Below are 20,371 nucleotides of genomic sequence, written 5' to 3' on the forward strand. Positions count from 1 at the left end.
CCGTGGGCCCTACAGCGGGTTGCTCCGCCCCCCCCCCCGGGGGGGGGGGGGGGGGGGGGGGGGGGGGCCCGCGGGGGGGGGCGGGGGGGGGGGGGGGGGGGGGGGGGGCCCCCCCGGGGGGGGGGGGGGGGGGGGGGGCCCCCCCCCCCCCCCCCCCCCCACCCGGGTGTCGGATCAGTAGGGTCGGCTGTCCAGGACTTCCTTCGCCTGCTCCTGCGTGAAGCTCTGGTCCTCGACGATGTAGGTCTTGTCGACCGACTCGCCCGCGACGACGGACTTCACGACCTCGGCCGTCTTCTCGCCGAGCAGCGGGTTGCACTCGACGATGAAGTTGAACTCGCCGTTCGCGAGAGCGGTCATGCCGTCCTTGACCGCATCGATCGTCACGATCTGGATGTCGGTGCCCGGCTTCATGCCGGCCGCCTTGATGGCGTCGAGGGCACCGAGACCCATGTCGTCGTTGTGAGCGAAGAGCACGTTGATCTCGGAGCCGAACTTCTGCAGGAAGCCCTCCATCACGGTCTTGCCCTCGGCGCGGGTGAAGTTGCCGGTCTGCGAGTCCAGCACCGTGATGTCGGTGCCGGCCACGGCGGCGTCGAAGCCGGTCTGCCGGTCGGTGGCGGCGGACGATCCGGTCGTCCCCTCGAGGATCACCATGTTGGTCGGCTTCGAGCCGAAGTTCTCGGCGACCCACTCGCCGGCGGTCTTGCCCTCCTGCTCGAAGTCGAGCCCGATCCAGCTGGCGTAGAGGTCCTCGGATGCCGAGACCGTGCGGTCTTCGAGGATGACGGGGATGCCGGCATCCTTCGCCTCCTTCAGCACGTCGTCCCAGCCGTCGCTGACGATGGGGGCCAGGACGATCGCGTCGACGCCCTGGTTGATGAAGCTGCGCACCGCGGCGATCTGCGCTTCGGGCTTGTTGTCGGCGGCGTTGAAGATCAGGTCGAAGCCGTTCTCAGCCGAGAACGCCTCCTTGACCGACTCGGTGTTGGCGCTGCGCCATCCGCTCTCGGAGCCGGTCTGGGCGAACCCGACCGTGATGACGTCGTCGCCGCCGGACGCACCGGGGGAGCTGGAGCTCGCGCACGCCGTGGCGCTGAGCGCAACGACGCCGAGCATGGCGATCGCGGTGACGACGGACTTCACCTGGGACATCGGAAACCTCCTCGTTTCGTCCGGCGGCGTCGCCGGATCTCTGATGCGTGTCACCTCTCGGGGACGCTCGAATGTTAGCGCTCACAACACGGGTGCTGTCAAGAGCGTCTCGGGTCACGAATGCGCAACGACAGGGGTTCTGTGCCATAGGTCGCCTCGGTGATCCGTTTCATCGAGGTGAGCGCTCACAAGAGCGGTGGGCCATGACTGCACCGAGCGGCGATGCCGGTGTCAAGTGCCCTAGCGAGCGTCGCGCGGATCGGGATAGGGCTGGGCCAGGGCCGAGGGGCGGCCCGTCACGACAGGAGGCGGCACCGTGTGCACAGGAGTCAGTTACACCACCCGCGATCACTACTTCGGCCGGAATCTCGACCTCGAGTTCTCGTATCACGAGGAGGTGGTCGTGACCCCGCGGAACTTCCCTTTCCGGTTCCGCCGGGTCGACCCGCTCGAGACGCATCACGCGATCATCGGCATCGCGACGATCGCGAGTTCATCCCCTGGGTGCTCGGACGATTCGAGACCGTCGACGAGGTCGAGGCCGCCCTGGCTGGCGTCACGATCATCGACGTCTCGTTCAGCGACGCCTTCCCGGCGTCACCGCTGCACTGGATCATCGCCGACCGCTCGCGTTCGATCACGGTCGAGAGCGTTCGGGAGGGTCTTCGCGTCTCGCCGGAGCTGCCGCTGGATCGCTACAGCCGCGGCAGGGGGCGATCGGGCTCCCCGGCGACCTCTCGTCGTCCTCGCGGTTCGTCAAGGCCGCCTTCACGCGTGTCGACATGCACCGGGAAGACCTCGACGCCGATGCTCTCGTGCACTACCCGCTGGTGACCGGCCAGCAGATCAACATGCAGAACTGACGGCGTTCATATCGCATTCGCGCCGTGAACGCGAGCGGGTGCGCGGGCGGAACCGGTCGACCTAACGTTTGATGACCGGGATGAACCGTCCCGGCATCCGGGGATCAGACCCGGACGCAGATCGACGGAAGGGGCCGATATGGGACTCGACGACAAGATCAAGAACGCAGCTCAGGACGTCGCCGGCAAGGCCAAGGAGGCCACCGGCAAGGCGACCGACAACGAGCGTCTCGAAGCCGAAGGTCACAAGGACCAGACCGCTGCCAACGTCAAGAAGGCCGGCGAGAACGTCAAGGACGCCTTCAAGTAAGACGCTCCCTCACGCGAGCGCCCCGGGTCCCCGCGACCCGGGGCGCTCTGCTGTGCGTGCGGCGCCGCGGATCCATTCATATGACTGGATCGGCCTACCACGGGCGGCCTCGGGACTCAAGCGCTTCCTGCCCGGTCCGCGGTGTCGGACGATTCCCTCATGACAGACCTGCTCGCGCCGGACACGGCCGCGGACGAGCCCGCGCGTCCTGGCACCGACGCCGAGCTCGGCGCGCTTCTCACCGCCGTCGCCGCCGGCGACCGGGGAGCGCTCGCCGACCTGTACGACGCGACGTCAGCCGCCGCCTTCGGGCTCGCGCTGCGGCTGACCGCGAACCGAGCGGCCGCCGAAGAGGTGGTGCGGGAAGCGTTCCTGAATGTCTGGCGCGACGCCCGCCGCTACGACCCCGGTGCGGCCCCGGTCCGCGCGTGGATCCTCGGGCACCTCCGGCGTTGCGTCCTCGATCGCGGTGGGCTGGCCGGGCTGCGCGAAGCGCTCACACGCGTCCACGAGACGGGAGGGCCCGCCTGAGCGCCGGCCTGTACCGCACCCGGCGGCATCGAGCAACCCGACGTCGTCGGGTGCGCGGGACCGAAAGACTGGGGCATGGCCTTCATCGGATATCACGCTTCGCACGAACAGCTCGCGCCCAGCGCGCTCCTGGAAGCCGTCATCGAAGCCGAACGCGTCGGCTTCGACGGGGCGTTCAGCGCTGACCATCTCGCCCCGTGGACGCCGCGTCAGGGGCATTCCGGGAACACGATCGCTTGGCTGGGCGCAGCGCTCGCGTCGACGCGGTTCCCCATCGGGTCCGTGTCGACTCCCGGGCAGCTGTATCACCCCGTCGTCAGCGCACAGGCGATCGCCACCCTCGCCGAGATGTTCCCCGGCCGGTACTTCGCGGCGCTCGGCAGCGGTGAGCTGCTCAACGAGCACGTCACGGGGGCGCCCTGGCCATCCAAGGACGAGCGCACGGCACGCCTGGGGGAGTGCGTCGACGTCATGCGGGGGCTGCTCGCGGGTGAGAAGGTCGATCACGACGGCCGCGTCCGCGTGCATGAGGCCCGGCTGTGGAGCCTGCCCACCGGACCGGCGACGCTCATGGCCACCGCGGCCTCGCAGGAGACGGCGCGCTGGGCCGCCGGGTGGGCCGATGGGCTCGTCACGGTCGGGACGAGCCGCGAGCAGGTCGCCGAGATCGTCAGCGCCTACCTGGATGCCGGCGGCCTCGGTCCCACGTGCCTGCAGGTCCACATCGCCCTCGCCGAATCGTCGGACGAAGCCGCCGCGCTCGTGCGCGACCAGTGGCTCCACGGCGTCGTGACGCCCCCGGAGGCGTGGGACATCGCTCAGCCTGAGGACTTCGCGGCCCGCGCGGGCGACCCCACAGACGCCGAACTCGCCGAGCACGTCATCATCGGCGTCGACTCGCCGAGCGGCATCGCCGAGCTGGCGGACCGTCTCGCCGGCCTCGTCTCCACCGGTTTCGACCGGCTCTACATCCACGAGATCTCCCAGGACCAACGCGCCTTCCTCGGCGAGCGGGCGGGGGCGCTCCTGAACGCGCTGCGCGAACGGCTCGGCGCGAGAACCGACCTCCCCGGAGGTGCACGATGAGGATCTCCGACACGAGCGACCTCTGGTGGAAGAACGCGGTGCTGTACTGCGTGGACGTCGAGAAGTACCTCGATGACGACGGCGACGGCGACGGCGATCTGCAGGGCCTCGCTCGGCGGCTGCCCTACCTCGCCGACCTCGGTGTCACCTGCCTGTGGCTCATGCCCTTCTACCCGACGCCCGGACGCGACAACGGCTACGACGTGTCGGACTACTACGGGGTCGATCCTCGGGTGGGGTCCCACGGCGACTTCGTCGAGCTCATCCGTACCGCTGAGGACCGCGGTATCCGGGTCATCGTCGATCTCGTCATGAACCACACCTCCGACCGGCATCCCTGGTTCCTCTCGGCGCGCGAGAGCCGCGACTCGCCCTACCGCGACTTCTACGTGTGGCGGGACGAGATCCCCGACGACCCCCGTGAGACGCAGTTTCCCGGCGAGGAGGACGGCGTCTGGGAGTGGGACGAGAAGACCGGGCAGTACTACCTCCACAGCTTCTATTCGCACCAGCCCGATCTGAACGCCGAGAACCCGGCCGTCCAGCGCGAACTGGCGAAGGTCATGGGCTTCTGGCTGCAGCTGGGAGTCTCCGGCTTCCGGGTGGACGCGGTGCCCTCGTTCGTCTCCGCGCCCGAGCGCCGCGAGCCGCAGCGTGATCACGATGTCCTGCGCGCGCTGCGGCGCTTCGCCCAGCGGCGCTCGAGCGCGGCGATGCTCGTGGGCGAGGTCAACGTCCCGCACGATGAGCAGGCCGCGTACTTCGGGGCCGACGGCGACGGCGAGCTGCACATGCAGTTCGACTTCGCCAGCAACCAGGCGCTGTATCTCTCGCTCGCGCGAGAAGACCCGCAGCCGCTGCGCTCCGCGCTCGAGAGCCGGCCCGACATCTCGACGATCTCGCAGTGGGCGAACTTCGTCCGCAACCACGATGAGCTCACCCTCGATCAGCTGTCGGACGCCGAGCGCGAAGAGGTCTTCGCCGCCTTCGCCCCCGAGGAGTCGATGCAGGTCTTCGGGCGCGGCATTCGGCGACGCCTCCCTCCGATGCTGGGCGGCGATCCGCGCCGCATTCGACTCGTCTACAGCCTGCTCTTCTCGCTCCCCGGAACACCGGTGCTGCTGTACGGCGAGGAGATCGGGATGGGTGAGAACCTCGACATCGACGAGCGAGACGCCGTCCGCGTGCCGATGCAGTGGCGTCCCGACGGCGGATTCTCCACCGCCGCCGCGAGCGCGCATCCGCTGCCGTCGCCCGAGGGGCCGTATGGGCCCCAGCACGTGAACGTCGAGGCGCAGCTCATGGCCCCCGACTCGCTGTTCGCGTTCGTCCGCGGGCTCGCGCGGAGCTACCGGCAGTCCCCGGAGATCGGCTGGGGCGACCTCGAGCTCGTACCCGCCACCGCGCCGTCTGTACTCGCGCATGGCGCCCGCACGAGCGAGAGCCGATTCGTCGCCGTGCACAACTTCGCGGGGGAGCCGGTCGCCTTCGAGATCGACCTCGGCGAGGAGCCCGACGGCACCGAGCTCGTCTGCCTCGCCTCGGGCGAGAGCTGGGCGCTCGAGGGGGCCACGGTCTCGATGGAGCTCGACGGCTACGGTGCGCGCCGCCTGCGCGTCACGCGCCCGGGTGACGGGCGCCTGCGCTGAGGGGGTTAATCCGCGGGTGAAGCCTCGGGTGAAATCCTCCCCGGGGGCGGTGTGGGCGTCCGGTTCGCGAGCAGGATGGGGACGGGAGCTCGGGAGACGGGGAACGGAAGGCCGGGGGGATCGTCCGTTCCCCGCCTCCGGGCCCGGTCGGCGCTAGCGGGCGATGGTCGTCACGGCGTCGCCCGACCACACGATGACCTCGTCGTCGAAAGCGGCGATCGCCGCCGGCGCGGCCGGATCGCTGTCGGGGATGCATTCGGGGGCCGAGGCTGTTCCCGCCGCGTCGACCCACGTCAGGGCCAAGGTTCCCGCGCAGGCATCCGTCCCGGCGCTCACGAGCGCGGTCGCGCGGCCCAGGACATCGAGAGCGACGACATCCGCGAGCGGCAGAGGAGCGAACGCACCGCTGCCGACGCGGGTGTGGGCGACCCCGTCGCATACCAGCGCGGTCTGCTGCGCCCCCACTCGCACGCTGGCGGGGGTGGCGCAGGGGAGCGCGACCTCGCCCGAGGGCGACGCCAGCACCGTGGGTGCGGAGCCCGAGGGATAGGTCGCTCGCGCCAGGAGATCGGGGTACGGGTCCCAGAACCGGCCCTGCGTGTACGTCCGCAGCAGCTGGGGAGAGCAGTCCGCCGCATCGGCGATCAGCTCGGCCTCGGTGCCGGACAGACCCGACAGCGCGCGGACCTGAGCGATGCCGCGGGAACGCGGGGTGACGTCGACCCAGGTGGTGCCGCCGTCGTCTGATCGCTCGACGACCGGTTCGCCGGCGCCGCAGGCTCCCGCCGTCGCGCGCCACAGCATGCCCTCGGCTGAGCGAGCGAGGAAGCGCTCCTCGGCACCGCCCGTGGCGGGGGTCGCGCTCGACGACGGTGAAGCGCTCGCGTCCGGCCCCGGCCCCCGGAACGAGAAGGTCGGCACGGGGCCCGCGGTCGGCGCGCCCGACGGCTGCGGACTGCGGTCGTGCTGCAGCGCCAGCGCCGTGAGCGCGACCACGACGAGCGCGAGCGCGCCGACGCCGGCCACCGACAACGCGCGGGCGATGGGCGGTGCGGTCAGGTCACGTCGCGCCATGCGCCATCAGCTCGCAGAAGGACCGGAGCGGCGGGACTCGTCGGAGGAGCGAGCGCGGAAGCCGAGGTCATCGAGCGTCGGAGCCGGACCGGTCTCGACCGGCTCGGCGCGGCGTCCCCGACGACCACGCGGCTGCTTCGCCGGGGCAGCGGCTTTGCCGCGGCGAGCCTCGCGGGCCGCGTTCTCCTCCTGCGTGTAGCCGTAGCCGTAGCCGTAACCGCCGTAGTACGCGTCGGGCCCGCGGGTGGGCACCATCGTCAGCACCACGCCGGCGACCTTGGCGTCGACGGTCTGAAGAGCGTCGATGGCGCCGGTGAGCTGGTGGCGGGTCGTCCGGCCCGCCGCGACACCGACGATCGCTCCGCTGGTCGCACGGGCGAGGATGGCCGCGTCCGTCACGGGCAGGAGCGGCGGGGCGTCGCACAGCACCACGTCGAAGTCGCGCTCCAGGACCTCGAGCAGCTGACGCATCTGGGGCGATGCGAGCAGCTCGCTCGGGTTCGGCGGGATCTTGCCCGACGGCAGCACATACAGGCTGCGACCGCCCCAGGGCAGCATGACGTCGCCCAGGCGTGCTCGGCCGATCAGCACATCGGTGAGGCCCGCTCCGCCCTCGAGGCCGAGATACTCGTCGACCTTCGGCTTGCGCAGGTCGGTGTCGAGCAGGGCGACCTTCTTGCCGGCGTCGGCGAGGGCGATCGCGAGGTTGATGGTCGTGGTCGACTTGCCTTCGCTCGGCACCGAGCTCGTGACGACGAAGCTGGAGCGGCCACCCATGTCGAGGAACTGCAGGTTGGTGCGCAGCGCGCGGAACGATTCCGCGCGGGGGCTCAACGGATCGGCGTGCACGATGAGCGGCCGGTCCTTCGCCTTCGGGTCGAAGGCGATGGCGCCGATGAGGGGCGACTCGGTGACCTGCTCCACATCGCGCGAGCTGCGGATGCGGGTGTCGAGCACGGTGCGCAGGACCGCGATCCCGATGCCGAGCGCCAGGCCGACGAGGAGGCCGAGCGCGAGGTTGAGGGGAACGTTCGGGCTCGACGGGCTGAGGGCCGGCTGGGCGTCGCGGACGCGCGACAGCTGAATGGGGCTCGCGCCCGACTCGCTCGCGGGCTCGATCGCGGGGACCGCCGCCGACAGGCTCGCAGCCAGGGCGTTGGCGATGTCCGCCGCCGCGACCGGATCGGTGTCGACCACGGTGATCGTGATGAGCGTCGTGTTCAGGGCAGCGCTCGCGTTGACCTTCTCGGCGAGCTGGCCCGCCGTCGTCCCGAGGCCGAGCTCGGCGATCACCGGGTTCATCACGATCGGCGTCGAGACGAGGCCGACGTACGTGTTGATCCGCGCCTGCGCGAACGTCGACCCCTGCTGCAGCTCGGCGACGCTGCCGGAGGTCTGCGTCGAGACGAAGACCGTGCTGGACGATTCGTAGGTGGGCGTGCGCGTCAGCGAGTACGCGGCCGCGGCGCCCACACCGACGAGGGTGACCACGAGGATCACGATCCAGTTCTTGCGGAGGATGCGAATGTAGTCGGAGAGCTCCATGCTGCCCTTCGGTGCGCGCCACGAGGGCATCGGCGGAAACTCGGATCAGTCTGCCACAGCCATGTTTCCGGCCGGGGTCGGATCGCGCACCTCGGATCAGGAGGTCGTCGCGACCGCCACGACGCGCACCACCTGGTCGATCGCGGGATCGAGCTGCGCCGCCGACGCCTCATATGTCGACCACGACCGGCGGTAGGGGTCGACGACGTCATCCTCCGTCGGATCGGCGGGCGGGAGGACGAGGCCGCGCTGGCCCGCGACCGCTGCGACCGCCGCCCGCAGTCTGCCCGCGGCATCCTGGTCGGCCGCCGTCGCGACGGCCCCCTGCAGCGCGGCGTCCGACAGCGACGAGGCCAGGCGCGCGAACTCGCGCACGGTGAACGCCACGCGTGTCCGCGCGGGGACGAGCTCCGCCACGGCGCGCCGGTGCTCGCGGGCCATCGCCAGGACGAGGTCGGCCGAGACGAGGTGCTGCTCGGTCAGGAAACGAGCCCGGTGCGCCTCGGCATCCGAGGCCGAGATTCCGCGCGCCAGCGCCAGGCGCTGCGCCTCGGGCGTCATCCCGTGATCGGCCAGGCCTCGCGTCCCGGCGCTCGTGACGCGCACGCCCCGGCCGGCCAGACGGGTCTGGAGCATCAGAGCCGCCAGGGGTGAACGGCAGATGTTCCCCGTGCAGATGGTCGCGATCTCGATCATGGGACCTCCGCTAACGTGGGCGCGTGCACACCCACCCTAGCGAGCCGGTCGCGACGACGTCGCGGCGCCCACGTCACCGTCGCGTCGACTGGCGCCAGGGCGGATCGAGCGTGCGCCGGTGGCGCGAGATGATGCTCGCCTGGGCGCTCGTGAGCCTGGGCGCGGGAATCCTGCTGGGGTATCTCGTGCTGTGGCTCCAGCCCGCGGCGTCGTGGTCGGGCGTCGCCGCGACGGCGGCGCTCTGGCTCGGGATGCTGATCCCCGTCGTCCTCGCGCTTCGCGTCTCGCGACCCGCGGGTCTCCTCCGGTTCCGAGCCGCCGACCTCCTCATCGGGCTCGGCTTCGGCATCGTGCTCCGTCTGGTGCAGGGGCTCATCCAGCAGGGGGTCGAGGGGCAGGCCCGCTTCCCCGGGCTCCTGCTCGTCGACGGGCGGCTTCCCGCGAGCTGGTGGCTGACGGATGCCGCCGCCGCGGGGCTGGTCGCCCCGGTCCTCGAGGAGTTCTTCTTCCGCGGGGTCGTGCTCGTCGCGGTCTACACGCTGCTGCGCCGGGCCGCGGGGCCGGCCACGGCCGGCGTGGCGGCACTGCTGGTGTCGACGGCCGTCTTCCTCGTGAGTCATCTCGTCGGCGGGGCCCTCGGTGTCGACGGCGTCCTCTCGATCGCGCTGGTCGGGGTCGTGTGCGCCGGCCTCGTCCTCCTGACCGGGCGCATCTGGACCGGCGTCGTCGCACACGTCGTGTTCAACCTCTCGGGCGTGGGCCTCGCCCTCGTCGGGGCGTTCGCGGGCTGAGAACGCCGGAGAGCGCGGAGCCGGCATGACGACCTGGTGGAACGCAGTCTCCGGAGGCGCCTTCTACACGCGGTGGAGCGCGGCGGTGTCGCTGCTGGTGGCCGGCGTGTTCTCGGTGCCGTCCGTCGGCGGCGCCGGAATCGAGGCGTATCTGCGCGGTGCCACGGTGGCCGTCCTGGGCTGGTCGGTGCTCGCGGCGATGGTCGTCCCGGTCGCCGCGGCCGAACGGCGGCTCGCGTCGCGTCCCGCGCGCGGTGTCGTCGTGCTCGCGTCGCTCGTCGTCGTCGCGACGATCCGTCCCGCCGTCAACGACGCCATCAGCTCCGCCCTGTTCGGCATCGTCCCGAGCGGGCCGGCGTCGTCGCGGATCGCGACCAACCTCGTCACCGCGCTCGCGCTGCTGTCCATCGTCGCCGTCATCACGTCGCGTCACGCCGCCGCACGGGCAGCCGCCGAGCGGTTGCGCGCGGCGCTCGTGCGGGTCGAGCGCGCGGAGGCGCACCGGCAGCATGTCGCGGCCGAGGCCCGCGCCGCGCTCGTGGTGGGCATCGCGGCCCTGCGCCGCTCACGCGAGCGCATGCTCGCCGGACCGATCGATTTCGACGTCGTCCGCACCTTCTCGGAGGATGTCCGCGGGCTCAGCCACCGCATCGACCGCCTGTTGCGCGAGCACGACGAGCGCGACGACGAGCGCGACGACGAGATCAGCGACGCCGCCCTCGCGTCGCACGACAGAGGCGCGGGCCTGTCGATGCGGCTGGTCGCGCCGCCGTGGTTCAGCGTCGCGCCGCTCTACGCGCTGGCGTGCTTCCCCTACGCCGTCGCCGCCGGCGGCGTCGGCGTGGGCCTCGCCGGCATCGCGGGCGGAGTCGTCGTCGATGTCATCGCCGGCGGTGCGGTGCGCCGGTGGGCCCGGCCGCCGCGTCCGGTCGTCTTCCTGCTGGTGTGGATCGCCGCCGGGTGCGCCATGAGCGTCGTCACCTACCTCTTCCTCCCGCGCATCGGTGTGCTCGGCCTCGTCCCCGTGCTCGCCGTCCCCGTCGTCGCGGTGCTGGTCGGCCTCTGCCGCGACGCGCTGTCGCGGGCCCGTACCGATGAGCGCCGGGCGGCGGCCGGGCTCGCCGAGGTCGCACGCGAGGCCGCCGAGATCGATGGGAGCGCGGGCCCGCGGCGCGCCATCGACGTGCTGCACGGGCGCGCGCAGGGCGCCTGCGTCGTCTTCGCGGCCCGCGTCGACGAGCGCGCTCCGACCCCCGACGAGGTGGACGACTTCCGGTGCCGTACCGAGGCCGCGTTCGAGGAGATCCTCGAGTCCGGTGACCCCGAGCGGATGCCGGCGAGCGAGTCGCTGGATCGGCTGATCGAGGCGTGGGCGCCCGCCGTCGCGGTCACGCAGCGCATCGACGACGCGGTCCGGCTGCGGTTGAGCGACCCCGACGCGGCCGAGCGCGTCGTCTCCGTCGTCACCGAGGCGCTCGTCAACGCCGTCAAGCACTCCGGGGCGCGGCGTGCCCGGGTCGTGGCGCGGGTCACCGGATCGGGTTCGCTGCTGCTGCGGGTGTCGTCGCCCGGGCGGCTAGGGCCCGTTTCCGGACGCGGTCTCGGGACCGTCGGGCGACGCGTGTACCAGGACGGCGACGACGTCGTCCTGGAGACGGTCATCACGCTGCCGTCACTGTGAGGGCGGCAGGCGCAGGGTGACGGTCGTCCCGGTTCCCCTGATGCTCTCGATGGATGCCTCTCCGCCGAGTCGTCGCGCGATGTCGCGGACGCTCGCGAGGCCGACGCCCGTGCCGCCGTCGCCCGGATCGGAGAGGCGGCCGCGGTGATAGGGCTCGAAGATCGAGGCGAGGTCGTCGGAGTCGATGCCCCGGCCGCTGTCGGCGACCGTCACCACGGCGGCATCCGGCTCCTCCGACACCGACACGACGATGGTGTCCTCGCTGTACTTGGCAGCGTTGTCGATGACGTTCGCGAGAGCGCGTCGCAAGAGCGCGCGATCGGTCGAGACGTGGGCGCGGCCGGCGCCGCGGACATCCACGCGCTCGTTGACGTCGCCCGGCAGCACGAGTTCCGCCGCCTCACGGGCGAGGGTCAGCAGGTCGGTCTCCTCGCTCTCATCACCGTCGGTTCCCCGCACATGCGCCGAGAGCTCTGCGGCCATGGCGATGATGTGGTCGGTCACGCGTGAGACGTGTTGCAGCAGACCCGACTGCGCCTCCGGGATCTCGTCCTCGAGCAGGTCGACGTAGCCGCGCAGAGCGGTGATCGGCGAGAGAAGGTCGTGGGCGAAGGCCCGCAGGAAGCCGTCCTTCTCGTCGTCCAGTCGCTTGGCCTCGCTCAGGTCGCGCACGATCTTGACGAAGCCCGCGGGTTCCCCGTCGTCGTCGCGGACCGCGGTGATCAGCACGTGCGCCCAGAACAGCGTGCCGTCGCCGCGCACCCGCCAGCCGGTGTCCTCGACCGACCCGTCGGTGCGTGCGGCGGCGAGCAGTCGCGCCGGCCGACCGCGCTCGCGGTCCTCGCGGCGGTAGAAGCGCGAGAACGACGTGCCGATGACCTCATCCGCGGGGTAGCGCTTCAGACGCTCGGCCCCGGGGTTCCATGACCGCACCACGCCGGCGTCGTCGAGCTCGACGATCGCGACCGACGTCACCTGCGCGGCCCAGTCGGTGGCCGTGCCCGCGAGGACGGCACCCGTCGCGCGGGCGTGGTCATAGGGGGAAGCGCTCATCGTCGTCGTCACCTCGAACGGGCCGAGTTGTCGAGAATCTCAGCGTCGAGGTCATTCTTCCGTCGTGACGAATGTGCCGCCCGCGCTTGACACGGGGTGGTCGAGTGCACGATCGTCGTGCGCCGCACCGGGCAGCACGATCGCCATCGCCGTGCCGCCCGATGCCGAAGCGCCCACGCGAACACGGCCGCCGTGCGCGACGACGGCGTTGCGGACGACCGAGAGGCCGATGCCGAAGCCCTGGATCGCGTTCTCCCGGGCATAGGGGGTCCGGTAGAACGGATCGAACACGCGCGTCCGCTCGATCGAGGTGAGCCCGGGGCCGTTGTCGCTGACGACGATGTGCACACCCGACTCGTCGACGCGCTGGCCGATGACGACCGCGGACGAGGGCGGGCTGAACTTCACGGCGTTGATCAGCAGCTCCTCGAGCGACTGGCGGATGCGCACCGGGTCGAGCACGACCCGGTCGTGCGTCGCACCGATCTGCTGGATCGAGCTGCCGCGACGCTCGGCGCGCGGCGAGACGGCGCGCACGGCCGAGGCGATCAGGTCGCTGAGCGTCACCGGACGCGGCGAGACCTCGGTGTCGGTCGACGCGGCGGCGAGCAGTTCGTTGATGCGATCGGTGAGCACCAGCACATTGCGCTCGACCAGCGAGAGGTAGCGCGTCGCTGCGGCGTCGTCGGGCCGGACGTGGTCGGTCAGAAGATCGAGGTAGCCGGTCACGCTCGTCAGCGGCGTCCGCAGCTCGTGCGACACCGTGCGGAGGAAGTCGTGTCGCAGCTGCGCGGCATCGGCCATCTCGGTCACGTCGTGGGCGACCACCAACGTGCCCAGGAGAGTCCCGTCGGCGCGGCGCACGCGGTCGGCGTCGGCGAGGATGGCCCGTTGCGCCGCCGGCGGACCGACCCACTCGACGGCGTCGCTGAGCTTGTCGCCGCGCAGGGCACGGGGGATGAGCTGCTGGTGATGGGGTACCGGCGTCGTGCGGTCCGCCGCCAGCACGGCGTCACCCGCGTAGGGAGCCTCGCTCAGCGAGAACCCCATCGCTCGGGAGAGGTCCTCGGCGGTGCGGTTCGCGAGCATGAGCCGCCCCGCGTCGTCGTAGAGGGCGACACCGCTGCGGACGGTGTCGAGCACCGTGCGCAGGACGAGTTCGTTGTCGCGGGCCCGGGCGAGCGCGCGCTCCCGTTCCTCGTGGGATGCGCGCAGGCGGCGGCCGCTGCGCCGCAGATGCTGGGCGGCGATGTTGACGACGACGGCGACGGCGAGGATGAGGCCCGGGAGGGTGAAGACGTTCGCCCACTCGAGCGGCGTGACCGGCCAGCTGCCGCGGACGAAGAAGGGGAGCGAGGTCATGAGCGCCGCCCCGCCCACGGCGGCGGTGAAGGCGATGGGCGGGAAGCCGTAGGCGATCCAGAGGATGGGGAAGATCGCCAGCATGCTGACACCGGGCAGGAGCCACACCACCTCGGTGCGCACGAGCGCGACGGCGACGATGTCCGTCACGGCGAGGGTGACCAGCCAGGAGGGCGAGAACCGCTCCCACGGGAGGAGGGCGCCGGCCATCGACGCGAGGATGACGATCACGACCGCGGCGCACATGAACGGCGACGAGAGTGACTCTGGTGCTCCGAAGGCGAGCGCGACGATCACGACGAACGTGCCGGCCACGAACGGCAGCTGCGCCCGGGTGAAGACGCGGATGCGACCGAGGCGAGAGCGCCGCAGTTCGAACAGGGGCATCCGGGGTCTCCGATCGGGGTGCATGAGAGATCGAGGACGGCCCGGGGGGACAGGCGCGGCTTTGATAACGTCGACAGATAGCGTACGCTGTCTCTTTGGTGCGCGTGCCACGCAGGCGTGCCGCTACGAACGTGAGCCCTCCACTGGCGTGTTCGTCCGATTTCGGACCAACCACCCCGGAGCGGGATTCACGAACTCCTCCGTTCGATTCAAGAAAGCAGCACTACTGTGACGCGCACTTTCACCCCCAAGGCTGGCGAGATCCAGCGCGAGTGGCTGGTCATCGACGCAACCGACGTCGTCCTCGGCCGCCTCGCCTCGCACGCCGCCGTCCTCCTCCGCGGCAAGCACAAGGCTTCGTTCGCTCCTCACGTCGACACCGGTGACTTCGTCATCGTCGTCAACGCCGACAAGGTGGCCCTGACGGGTCAGAAGCTCCAGAAGAAGATGGCCTACCGCCACTCGGGCTACCCGGGCGGCCTCAAGTCGGTCTCCTACGAGGAGCTCCTCGAGAAGAACCCCGTCCGCGCGGTCGAGAAGGCCATCCGCGGCATGCTCCCGAAGAACAGCCTGGGCCGCCAGCAGCTCTCGAAGCTCAAGGTCTACGCCGGTGCCGAGCACCCGCACGCTGCGCAGCAGCCCACCACCTACACCTTCGACCAGGTCGCCCAGTAAGCGCCGCGAAAACACTCAAGGAAACACTGATGGCGAAGATCGCTGACTCCCTCGAGGAGACCCCCCAGAACTACTCGACCGAGACGCCCGCCTCGGAGGCTGCTGCAGCCGCCGCGCCCCGTCCGGTCCTCTCGGTCCCCGGTGCCGCCGTGGGTCGCCGCAAGCAGGCCATCGCCCGCGTGCGCCTCATCCCCGGTTCGGGCACCATCACGGTCAACGGGCGCACGCTCGAGGACTACTTCCCGAACAAGCTGCACCAGCAGCTCATCAACGACCCGTTCACGGTGCTCGAGCTCGCCGGCTCGTATGACGTCATCGCCCGCATCTCCGGTGGCGGCCCCTCGGGCCAGGCCGGCGCGCTGCGCCTCGGCATCGCCCGTGCGCTGAACGAGATCGACGCCGAGAACAACCGCCCGACCCTGAAGAAGGCCGGCTTCCTCTCGCGCGACGCGCGCGTCAAGGAGCGCAAGAAGGCTGGTCTCAAGAAGGCCCGCAAGGCTCCTCAGTACTCGAAGCGTTAAGCTCCGTGGCGCTGTTCGGTACGGACGGTGTTCGGGGGCTGGCCAACGGCCCCCTCACCGCCGAACTCGCACTCACCCTGGCCCAGGCGACTGCCGTCGTCCTGGGCCAGGGCCGTATCGCGGAGGCGCGCAAGGCAGCCGGAAAGCGGCTGACCGCGGTCGTGGCGCGCGACCCCCGCGTCTCGGGAGAGTTCCTGTCGGCCGCTGTCGCGGCCGGCCTCGCCTCGTCGGGCGTCGACGTGCTCGACGCGGGCGTCCTGCCCACTCCGGCTGCGGCGTTCCTCGTCAGCGACATCGACGCCGACTTCGGCGTCATGGTCTCCGCGTCCCACAATCCCGCGCCCGACAACGGCATCAAGATCTTCGCCCGCGGCGGGGTCAAGCTCCCCGACGAGGTCGAGCGCCGTATCGAGGAGGCCCTCACCGGGCCCAAACTCCAGCCCACCGGCGCCGACGTCGGCCGCATCCGTGTTTTCGCCGATGCCGAGGACCGCTACGTCGTCCACCTGCTGGGCTCGCTGCCGCATACCCTCGACGGGCTGCACGTCGTGCTCGACTGCGCTCACGGAGCGGCATCCGGGGTGTCTCCGCAGACGTTCCGCGACGCGGGTGCGAAGGTCACTGTCATCGGTGCCGACCCGGACGGTCTCAACATCAACGACGGGGTCGGCTCGACCCACCTCGACCGCGTCGCAGCAGAGGTGATCCGGACCGGAGCCGACATCGGCATCGCCCACGACGGCGACGCCGATCGCTGCCTCGCCGTCGACGCCGACGGTCGTGTCATCGACGGCGACCAGATCATGGCGATCCTCGCCGTGGCGATGAAGCAGCGGGGGCGGCTGCCGTTCAGCACCCTCGTCGCGACCGTCATGAGCAACCTCGGTCTGCACCGGGCCATGGCCGAGCACGGCATCACCGTCGAGCAGACCGCGGTCGGCGACCGCTACGTGCTGGAGCGGATGAACCAGGGTCGCTTCGGGCTCGGCGGAGAGCAGAGCGGGCACGTCATCATGAGCCGCTACGCGACGACCGGCGACGGCCTGCTGACCGGGCTCCACCTCGCCGCCGAGATGGCTCGGCAGGGCAAGACCGCGGCCCAGCTCGCGGCCGTCATGACGGTGTATCCCCAGGTCCTCGTGAATGTCCGCGGCGTCGATCGCGACCGGGTCGCGAGCGACGCCGGCGTGCAGGATGCCGTCGCCTCGGCGTCCGCGCGCCTCGGCGACTCCGGCCGCGTGCTGCTGCGCGCCTCGGGTACCGAGCCGCTCGTGCGGGTGATGGTTGAGGCGACCACCGAGGCCGAGGCCCAGGCGATCGCCGACGAGCTCGCGGCCGTCGTGGCCGACCGCCTCGCGCTCTGAGTCGCCCTGACAGCCGAGCGGCCCCCTCCTCCTCGCGGGGGAGAGGGCCGCTCGTGCCGTCGGGCTCAGGGCTCAGGCGAGCCGGCGTCGCGCGATCATCAGCGCCCCGCCGAGCATGAGCAGCAGCGCCGTCATCGCGAGCGCACCTGCCCCGTCGCCGTCTCCACCGGTGGCAGCGAGAGAGCTGCTGCCGTTGCCGCTCGATCCGGACGCGCCGGACCCGGCCGAACCTGCCGCGTAGGTGAACGCGCCCGGTTCGACGGCCGTGCCGCACGCGCCCGAGCCCACGACCGTGACCGGCACCGTGCCTGTCGTCTCAGCCGACGGTGAGATCGCGCGGATCACGCCGTCGTTGATCACCTCGAACTGTGCGGGCACCTCGCCGAACAGCACCGCGGTCGCCCCGGTGAAGCACTGCCCGGTGATGGTGACCACCGTTCCGCCCGAGATCGGGCCGGTGCCCGGCGCGATCCCGCCGATGTCGGCGACCGGGTAGAAGGTGAACGCACCCGCGTCGCTCGACCCCGCCGGGGTGGTCACGACCACCGCGGCGTCACCGGCTGCGTGGGCCGGAGTGGTCGCGCGCAGCTCGGTGTCCGACACGACGGTCAGAGCCGACCCCGCGACGCCGTCGAAGGTGACCGATGTCGTCCCCGTGAAGTTCGTGCCCGTGATGGTCACGACGGTTCCGCCGGTCTCGGGTCCGCGATCCGGGGCGATCGTGCCGATGACCGGCTCATCGGTGTACTCGTAGCCGTCCGGCAGCGTCTCGCTGCCGCACGCGGCAGCCCCCACGACCTCGACGTCCACGACGCCCGTGCCGGCCGGGACGACCGCGGTGATGCGCGTGTCGCTCTCGACGGTGAAGCTGGTCGCCGGCACGCCGCCGAAGAGGACCGCCGTCGCGCCCGTGAAGCACGAGCCCGTGATCACGACGGTGTTCCCGCCCTCCTCCGGTCCGCCCGGAGGAGTGGCACCGTCGATCTCCGTTCCCGCGACGTAGGTGAAGTCGAACGGTGCGCTGTCGCCGTTCGGGTGGACCACCACGACGTCGACGAGTGCCGGCGCGTGCGCGGGTGTCGTCACCCGGATCTCGGTGTCGCTGACGACCTCGAGGTCGGTGCCGGCGAGCCCGTCGAACGTGACCGCGGTGGCTCCGAGCAAGCCTTCGCCGATGATCGTCACGACCGTGCCGCCGTCCTCGGGCCCGGTCGCCGGGTCGATCGACGTCACGGCGGGCACGTCCAGGCTGACGCCGGTGGTGCCCGTGAAGCCCTCGCCGTCGATCGTCACGACGGGTCCCGCCCGTCTCGGGGCCGGATGCCGGCTCGAGGTCGGTCACGACCGGCGGTGCCACGTACTCGTAGCCGTCGGGGATCTCCGCGGTGCCGCAGTCGCCCGCACCCACCACGACGACATCGACGGCGCCGGCCGTCCCCGCGGGGACGACCGCCGTGATCTGGGTCGGCCCGTCGACGGTGAAGCTCGTCGCGGGGATTCCGCCGAAGATGACCCCGGTGGCACCGGTGAAGCAGTCTCCCGTGATCACGACGGTGTTGCCGCCGGCCTCGGGCCCGCTGCCGGGGGTGACGTCATCGATCTCGGCGACGTCGACGTACTCGAAGTCCAGCGGTGCCGACGCGCCCGCCTCGTTCGTGACCACGACGTCCACGACACCGGGCGCCTGGGCCGGCGTCGTGGCCTCGATGACGGTGTCGCTGACGACCTCGAAGTCGGTGGCGTCGATGCCGTCGAAGGTGACCGCGGTGGTCCCGGTGAAGTCCTCACCCGTGATCGTCACGACCGTGCCGCCCAGCTCGGTGCCGCGCTCCGGAGCGATCGTGGCGAGGGTCGGTGCGCCGGGCTCGACGTAGACGAACCCGTCGTCGACGACGGTGCCGCCGCAGTCGGTGGGGTTGACGATCTCGACGTCGACCGCGCCCGCGGTTCCGGCCGTCGTCGTCACGGTCAGCTGCGTGTCGCTGACGACGGTGAGGTCGGTTCCGGCGACGCCGTCGAACAGGACGGCGGTCGTCCCGGTCAGACACGTTCCGGTGATCGTGACGGTGTCGCCGCCGAGCGTCGAGCCCGACGGCGGCGCGATCGCATCCACGGCGGTGACGTCGAAGTACTCGAACACGAGCGAGTCATCCGCGCCGTCGACGTTCGTGACGGTCACCGCGACGACTCCCGCCGCGGCCTGCGGCGGAGTGACGGCCGTGATCGTCCCGTCCGGGTTGATCGTGAACGAATCGGCCGGAACGCCCCCGAAGTCGACGGCGGTCACGGAGTCGAGTCCCGTTCCCGAGATGGTGGTGGTGGTTCCGCCGGTCACCGGACCGCGAGCCGCTCAGTATTCGCTGAGGGCGCTCAGGTGATGCGTCCTCGCAGCTCCGCCTCGTGGGTGGGCGCCTCGGCGAGGACGAGGCGTGCGGCATCCGTGGCGTCGGCAACGTTCCAGAGCAGCACGCCTACCGGCGCGCCCGTCTCGTCGCGGTAGTACACCACTGTCCGCGGTCCGGATTCGTCGTCGCCGGTCTCCACGACGAGGGTGTCGAGATCGGGGTCGAGCGTGCCGACCGCCTCCCACCGGACGTCGAACACCTGCGAGTAGAAGTACGGGGTGTGGCGGTAGGCCTCGCCGCCGCCCGCCATCGATCGCCCGGCCGCCCGGCCCATCTCCTGGGCGTTGTCCACGTGCTCGACGCGGGTGCGACCGAGCAGCCGGTCAGGGTACGAGGCGATGTCGCCGGCCGCCCAGATCGCGTCGTCGGTCGTGGCGAGGAACGCGTCGACCACGACCCCGTCATCGACGGCGAGCCCGGACTGCTCGGCGAGGTCGGTCACCGGCGAGACGCCGAGGCCGAGCACGACCGCGTCGCCGCGCAGCCGCGATCCGTCGTCGAGCACGACCTCGAGGCCGTCGGCCGACGCGTCCGTGACCACCTCCTCGACCCGGCGGCCGGGCACCAGGCCCACACCAGCGTCTCGGAACAGCCGCTGGTACCGCTCGGCGAGCGGAGGCGGGAACGTGCCGTCGCCGAGTGTGGTGCTCGGGAAGACCAGATCGACCCCCACGCCGTTCTGCACGAGGGCGGCGGCGAGCTCCGCGCCGATGTAGCCCCCGCCGACCACGACGATCCGCTCGCCCTCGGCGGCGAGCTCGCGCAGCCGCCGGTAGTCGTCGGCGGAGCGGAAGAAGAGCACCCGGTCGCTGTCGGGCGCATCGACCTCGTGCGGGCGTGAACCGGTCGCGAGGAGCAGCCGACGGTAGCCGATGCGCTCGCCGGATTCGTCCTCGACCGTGCGCCCGTCGCGGTCGATCGCGGTCACGGTGGTCCGCAGTCGGATCTCGGCGCCCGTGTCGTCGGCCGTGCCGAGCGGAACCTGATCCCAGGTGAAATCCGGGTCGGTCCACAGCTTCTTGGTGAGCGCCGGGCGTGTGTACGGTTCGTCGACGTCGGCGCTGAGGACACCGATCGTGCCGCTCTCGTCGAGCTCGCGGATGCCGCGGGCGGCCGCGTCGGCGACCATTCCGCCGCCGACGATGAGGTAGTCGTAGCTCTGCATCCGGCCACGCTAGGGGCGGGCGCCACCCGATCCCAGCGCGTGCCGCCGACTCCAGCCG

The 20,371-nt window shown here is 71.4% G+C and carries 18 protein-coding genes and 2 pseudogenes; 11 read left to right on the forward strand and 9 right to left on the reverse strand.

Annotated features, from left to right (window positions below; all coding sequences use genetic code 11):
- Positions 1–174: 174 nt before the first annotated feature.
- Positions 175–1,155: an ABC transporter substrate-binding protein gene (locus ABIC53_RS00005; RefSeq protein WP_354449923.1), complete on the reverse strand. Its 981-nt coding sequence runs from the start codon at positions 1,153–1,155 to the stop codon at positions 175–177.
- A 316-nt stretch (positions 1,156–1,471) separates the two neighbouring features.
- On the opposite strand from ABIC53_RS00005, the pseudogene ABIC53_RS00010 reads away from it, so the two are divergent.
- The 6 genes and pseudogenes from ABIC53_RS00010 to ABIC53_RS00035 form a co-directional block, all read left to right on the forward strand.
- Positions 1,472–1,767: pseudogene (locus tag ABIC53_RS00010) on the forward strand (linear amide C-N hydrolase); the annotation flags it as partial.
- Positions 1,768–1,871: 104 nt separating this feature from the next.
- The gene (locus tag ABIC53_RS00015; RefSeq protein ID WP_354452131.1) at positions 1,872–2,018 is read left to right on the forward strand and encodes a linear amide C-N hydrolase; all 147 of its coding nucleotides are present in this window, start codon (positions 1,872–1,874) and stop codon (positions 2,016–2,018) included.
- Between the two features lie 139 nt (positions 2,019–2,157).
- Positions 2,158–2,328: a CsbD family protein gene (locus ABIC53_RS00020; RefSeq protein WP_094260399.1), complete on the forward strand. Its 171-nt coding sequence runs from the start codon at positions 2,158–2,160 to the stop codon at positions 2,326–2,328.
- Positions 2,329–2,487: 159 nt separating this feature from the next.
- Positions 2,488–2,859 carry a sigma factor gene (locus tag ABIC53_RS00025; protein ID WP_282501480.1) on the forward strand — a complete coding sequence of 124 codons (372 nt, stop codon included), beginning with the start codon at positions 2,488–2,490 and terminating at the stop codon, positions 2,857–2,859.
- Between the two features lie 75 nt (positions 2,860–2,934).
- Positions 2,935–3,945, forward strand: a complete 1,011-nt coding sequence (locus tag ABIC53_RS00030; protein ID WP_274179370.1) for an LLM class flavin-dependent oxidoreductase — start codon at positions 2,935–2,937, stop codon at positions 3,943–3,945.
- On the forward strand, positions 3,942–5,594 hold the full coding sequence (locus ABIC53_RS00035) for an alpha-amylase family protein (RefSeq protein ID WP_354449924.1): 1,653 nt from the start codon (positions 3,942–3,944) through the stop codon (positions 5,592–5,594). The genes ABIC53_RS00030 and ABIC53_RS00035 overlap by 4 nt, the downstream gene beginning before the upstream one ends.
- Positions 5,595–5,747: 153 nt before the next feature.
- Here ABIC53_RS00035 and ABIC53_RS00040 read toward each other — a convergent pair whose 3' ends face one another.
- From ABIC53_RS00040 to ABIC53_RS00050, 3 genes are all read right to left on the reverse strand, one after another.
- Positions 5,748–6,668 (reverse strand): hypothetical protein, encoded by a 921-nt coding sequence (locus ABIC53_RS00040; RefSeq protein ID WP_354449925.1) that lies wholly within the window; start codon positions 6,666–6,668, stop codon positions 5,748–5,750.
- 6 nt (positions 6,669–6,674) lie between these two features.
- Complete coding sequence (locus ABIC53_RS00045) at positions 6,675–8,213, reverse strand: tyrosine-protein kinase domain-containing protein (protein WP_323987769.1); 1,539 nt, start codon at positions 8,211–8,213, stop codon at positions 6,675–6,677.
- 96 nt (positions 8,214–8,309) lie between these two features.
- Positions 8,310–8,909: an arsenate reductase/protein-tyrosine-phosphatase family protein gene (locus tag ABIC53_RS00050; protein WP_274179367.1), complete on the reverse strand. Its 600-nt coding sequence runs from the start codon at positions 8,907–8,909 to the stop codon at positions 8,310–8,312.
- Between the two features lie 23 nt (positions 8,910–8,932).
- On the opposite strand from ABIC53_RS00050, the gene ABIC53_RS00055 reads away from it, so the two are divergent.
- Together ABIC53_RS00055 and ABIC53_RS00060 are read left to right on the forward strand one after the other, a co-directional pair.
- Positions 8,933–9,700 (forward strand): CPBP family intramembrane glutamic endopeptidase, encoded by a 768-nt coding sequence (locus tag ABIC53_RS00055; protein ID WP_323986539.1) that lies wholly within the window; start codon positions 8,933–8,935, stop codon positions 9,698–9,700.
- A gap of 25 nt (positions 9,701–9,725) precedes the next feature.
- The gene (locus ABIC53_RS00060; protein ID WP_354449926.1) at positions 9,726–11,381 is read left to right on the forward strand and encodes a hypothetical protein; all 1,656 of its coding nucleotides are present in this window, start codon (positions 9,726–9,728) and stop codon (positions 11,379–11,381) included.
- On the opposite strand, the gene ABIC53_RS00065 is transcribed toward ABIC53_RS00060, so the two are convergent.
- Positions 11,373–12,434, reverse strand: coding sequence for a sensor histidine kinase (locus tag ABIC53_RS00065; RefSeq protein ID WP_112617938.1), 1,062 nt, complete (start codon positions 12,432–12,434; stop codon positions 11,373–11,375). The two genes, ABIC53_RS00060 and ABIC53_RS00065, sit on opposite strands and share 9 nt — an antisense overlap.
- A gap of 51 nt (positions 12,435–12,485) precedes the next feature.
- Complete coding sequence (locus ABIC53_RS00070; protein WP_354449927.1) at positions 12,486–14,183, reverse strand: PAS domain-containing sensor histidine kinase; 1,698 nt, start codon at positions 14,181–14,183, stop codon at positions 12,486–12,488.
- A gap of 228 nt (positions 14,184–14,411) precedes the next feature.
- On the opposite strand from ABIC53_RS00070, the gene rplM reads away from it, so the two are divergent.
- Genes rplM through glmM form a run of 3 tightly spaced genes read left to right on the forward strand, consistent with a single transcriptional unit; the run spans position 14,412 to position 16,743 of the window.
- Positions 14,412–14,858, forward strand: a complete 447-nt coding sequence (rplM, locus tag ABIC53_RS00075; protein ID WP_112617876.1) for a 50S ribosomal protein L13 — start codon at positions 14,412–14,414, stop codon at positions 14,856–14,858.
- Positions 14,859–14,887: 29 nt separating this feature from the next.
- Positions 14,888–15,379 (forward strand): 30S ribosomal protein S9, encoded by a 492-nt coding sequence (gene rpsI / locus ABIC53_RS00080; RefSeq protein WP_023954328.1) that lies wholly within the window; start codon positions 14,888–14,890, stop codon positions 15,377–15,379.
- 5 nt (positions 15,380–15,384) lie between these two features.
- Positions 15,385–16,743 carry a phosphoglucosamine mutase gene (gene glmM / locus ABIC53_RS00085; RefSeq protein ID WP_354449928.1) on the forward strand — a complete coding sequence of 453 codons (1,359 nt, stop codon included), beginning with the start codon at positions 15,385–15,387 and terminating at the stop codon, positions 16,741–16,743.
- A gap of 72 nt (positions 16,744–16,815) precedes the next feature.
- On the opposite strand, the gene ABIC53_RS00090 is transcribed toward glmM, so the two are convergent.
- The 3 genes and pseudogenes from ABIC53_RS00090 to ABIC53_RS00100 form a co-directional block, all read right to left on the reverse strand.
- Positions 16,816–18,036, reverse strand: a complete 1,221-nt coding sequence (locus tag ABIC53_RS00090) for an IPT/TIG domain-containing protein (protein ID WP_354449929.1) — start codon at positions 18,034–18,036, stop codon at positions 16,816–16,818.
- Positions 18,037–18,199: 163 nt separating this feature from the next.
- Positions 18,200–19,078, reverse strand: a pseudogene (locus tag ABIC53_RS00095) (IPT/TIG domain-containing protein); the annotation flags it as partial.
- Positions 19,079–19,113: 35 nt separating this feature from the next.
- Entirely contained in the window at positions 19,114–20,313 is a 1,200-nt protein-coding gene (locus ABIC53_RS00100; RefSeq protein ID WP_354449930.1) for an NAD(P)/FAD-dependent oxidoreductase, read from the reverse strand.
- Positions 20,314–20,371 lie beyond the last annotated feature (58 nt).

Source organism: Microbacterium sp. 1262, assembly GCF_040544895.1.
In the GTDB taxonomy this organism is placed as follows: domain Bacteria; phylum Actinomycetota; class Actinomycetes; order Actinomycetales; family Microbacteriaceae; genus Microbacterium; species Microbacterium plantarum.

Bases quoted from the DNA above. Each gene is read 5' to 3' on its own strand.
- ABIC53_RS00005 (WP_354449923.1), bottom strand. From the start codon at position 1,155: ATGTCCCAGGTGAAGTCCGTCGTCACCGCGATCGCCATGCTCGGCGTC.
- ABIC53_RS00020 (WP_094260399.1), top strand. From the start codon at position 2,158: ATGGGACTCGACGACAAGATCAAGAACGCAGCTCAGGACGTCGCCGGC.
- ABIC53_RS00025 (WP_282501480.1), top strand. From the start codon at position 2,488: ATGACAGACCTGCTCGCGCCGGACACGGCCGCGGACGAGCCCGCGCGT.
- ABIC53_RS00030 (WP_274179370.1), top strand. From the start codon at position 2,935: ATGGCCTTCATCGGATATCACGCTTCGCACGAACAGCTCGCGCCCAGC.
- ABIC53_RS00035 (WP_354449924.1), top strand. From the start codon at position 3,942: ATGAGGATCTCCGACACGAGCGACCTCTGGTGGAAGAACGCGGTGCTG.
- ABIC53_RS00040 (WP_354449925.1), bottom strand. From the start codon at position 6,668: ATGGCGCGACGTGACCTGACCGCACCGCCCATCGCCCGCGCGTTGTCG.
- ABIC53_RS00045 (WP_323987769.1), bottom strand. From the start codon at position 8,213: ATGGAGCTCTCCGACTACATTCGCATCCTCCGCAAGAACTGGATCGTG.
- ABIC53_RS00050 (WP_274179367.1), bottom strand. From the start codon at position 8,909: ATGATCGAGATCGCGACCATCTGCACGGGGAACATCTGCCGTTCACCC.
- ABIC53_RS00060 (WP_354449926.1), top strand. From the start codon at position 9,726: ATGACGACCTGGTGGAACGCAGTCTCCGGAGGCGCCTTCTACACGCGG.
- ABIC53_RS00065 (WP_112617938.1), bottom strand. From the start codon at position 12,434: ATGAGCGCTTCCCCCTATGACCACGCCCGCGCGACGGGTGCCGTCCTC.
- ABIC53_RS00070 (WP_354449927.1), bottom strand. From the start codon at position 14,183: ATGCCCCTGTTCGAACTGCGGCGCTCTCGCCTCGGTCGCATCCGCGTC.
- rpsI (WP_023954328.1), top strand. From the start codon at position 14,888: ATGGCGAAGATCGCTGACTCCCTCGAGGAGACCCCCCAGAACTACTCG.
- ABIC53_RS00100 (WP_354449930.1), bottom strand. From the start codon at position 20,313: ATGCAGAGCTACGACTACCTCATCGTCGGCGGCGGAATGGTCGCCGAC.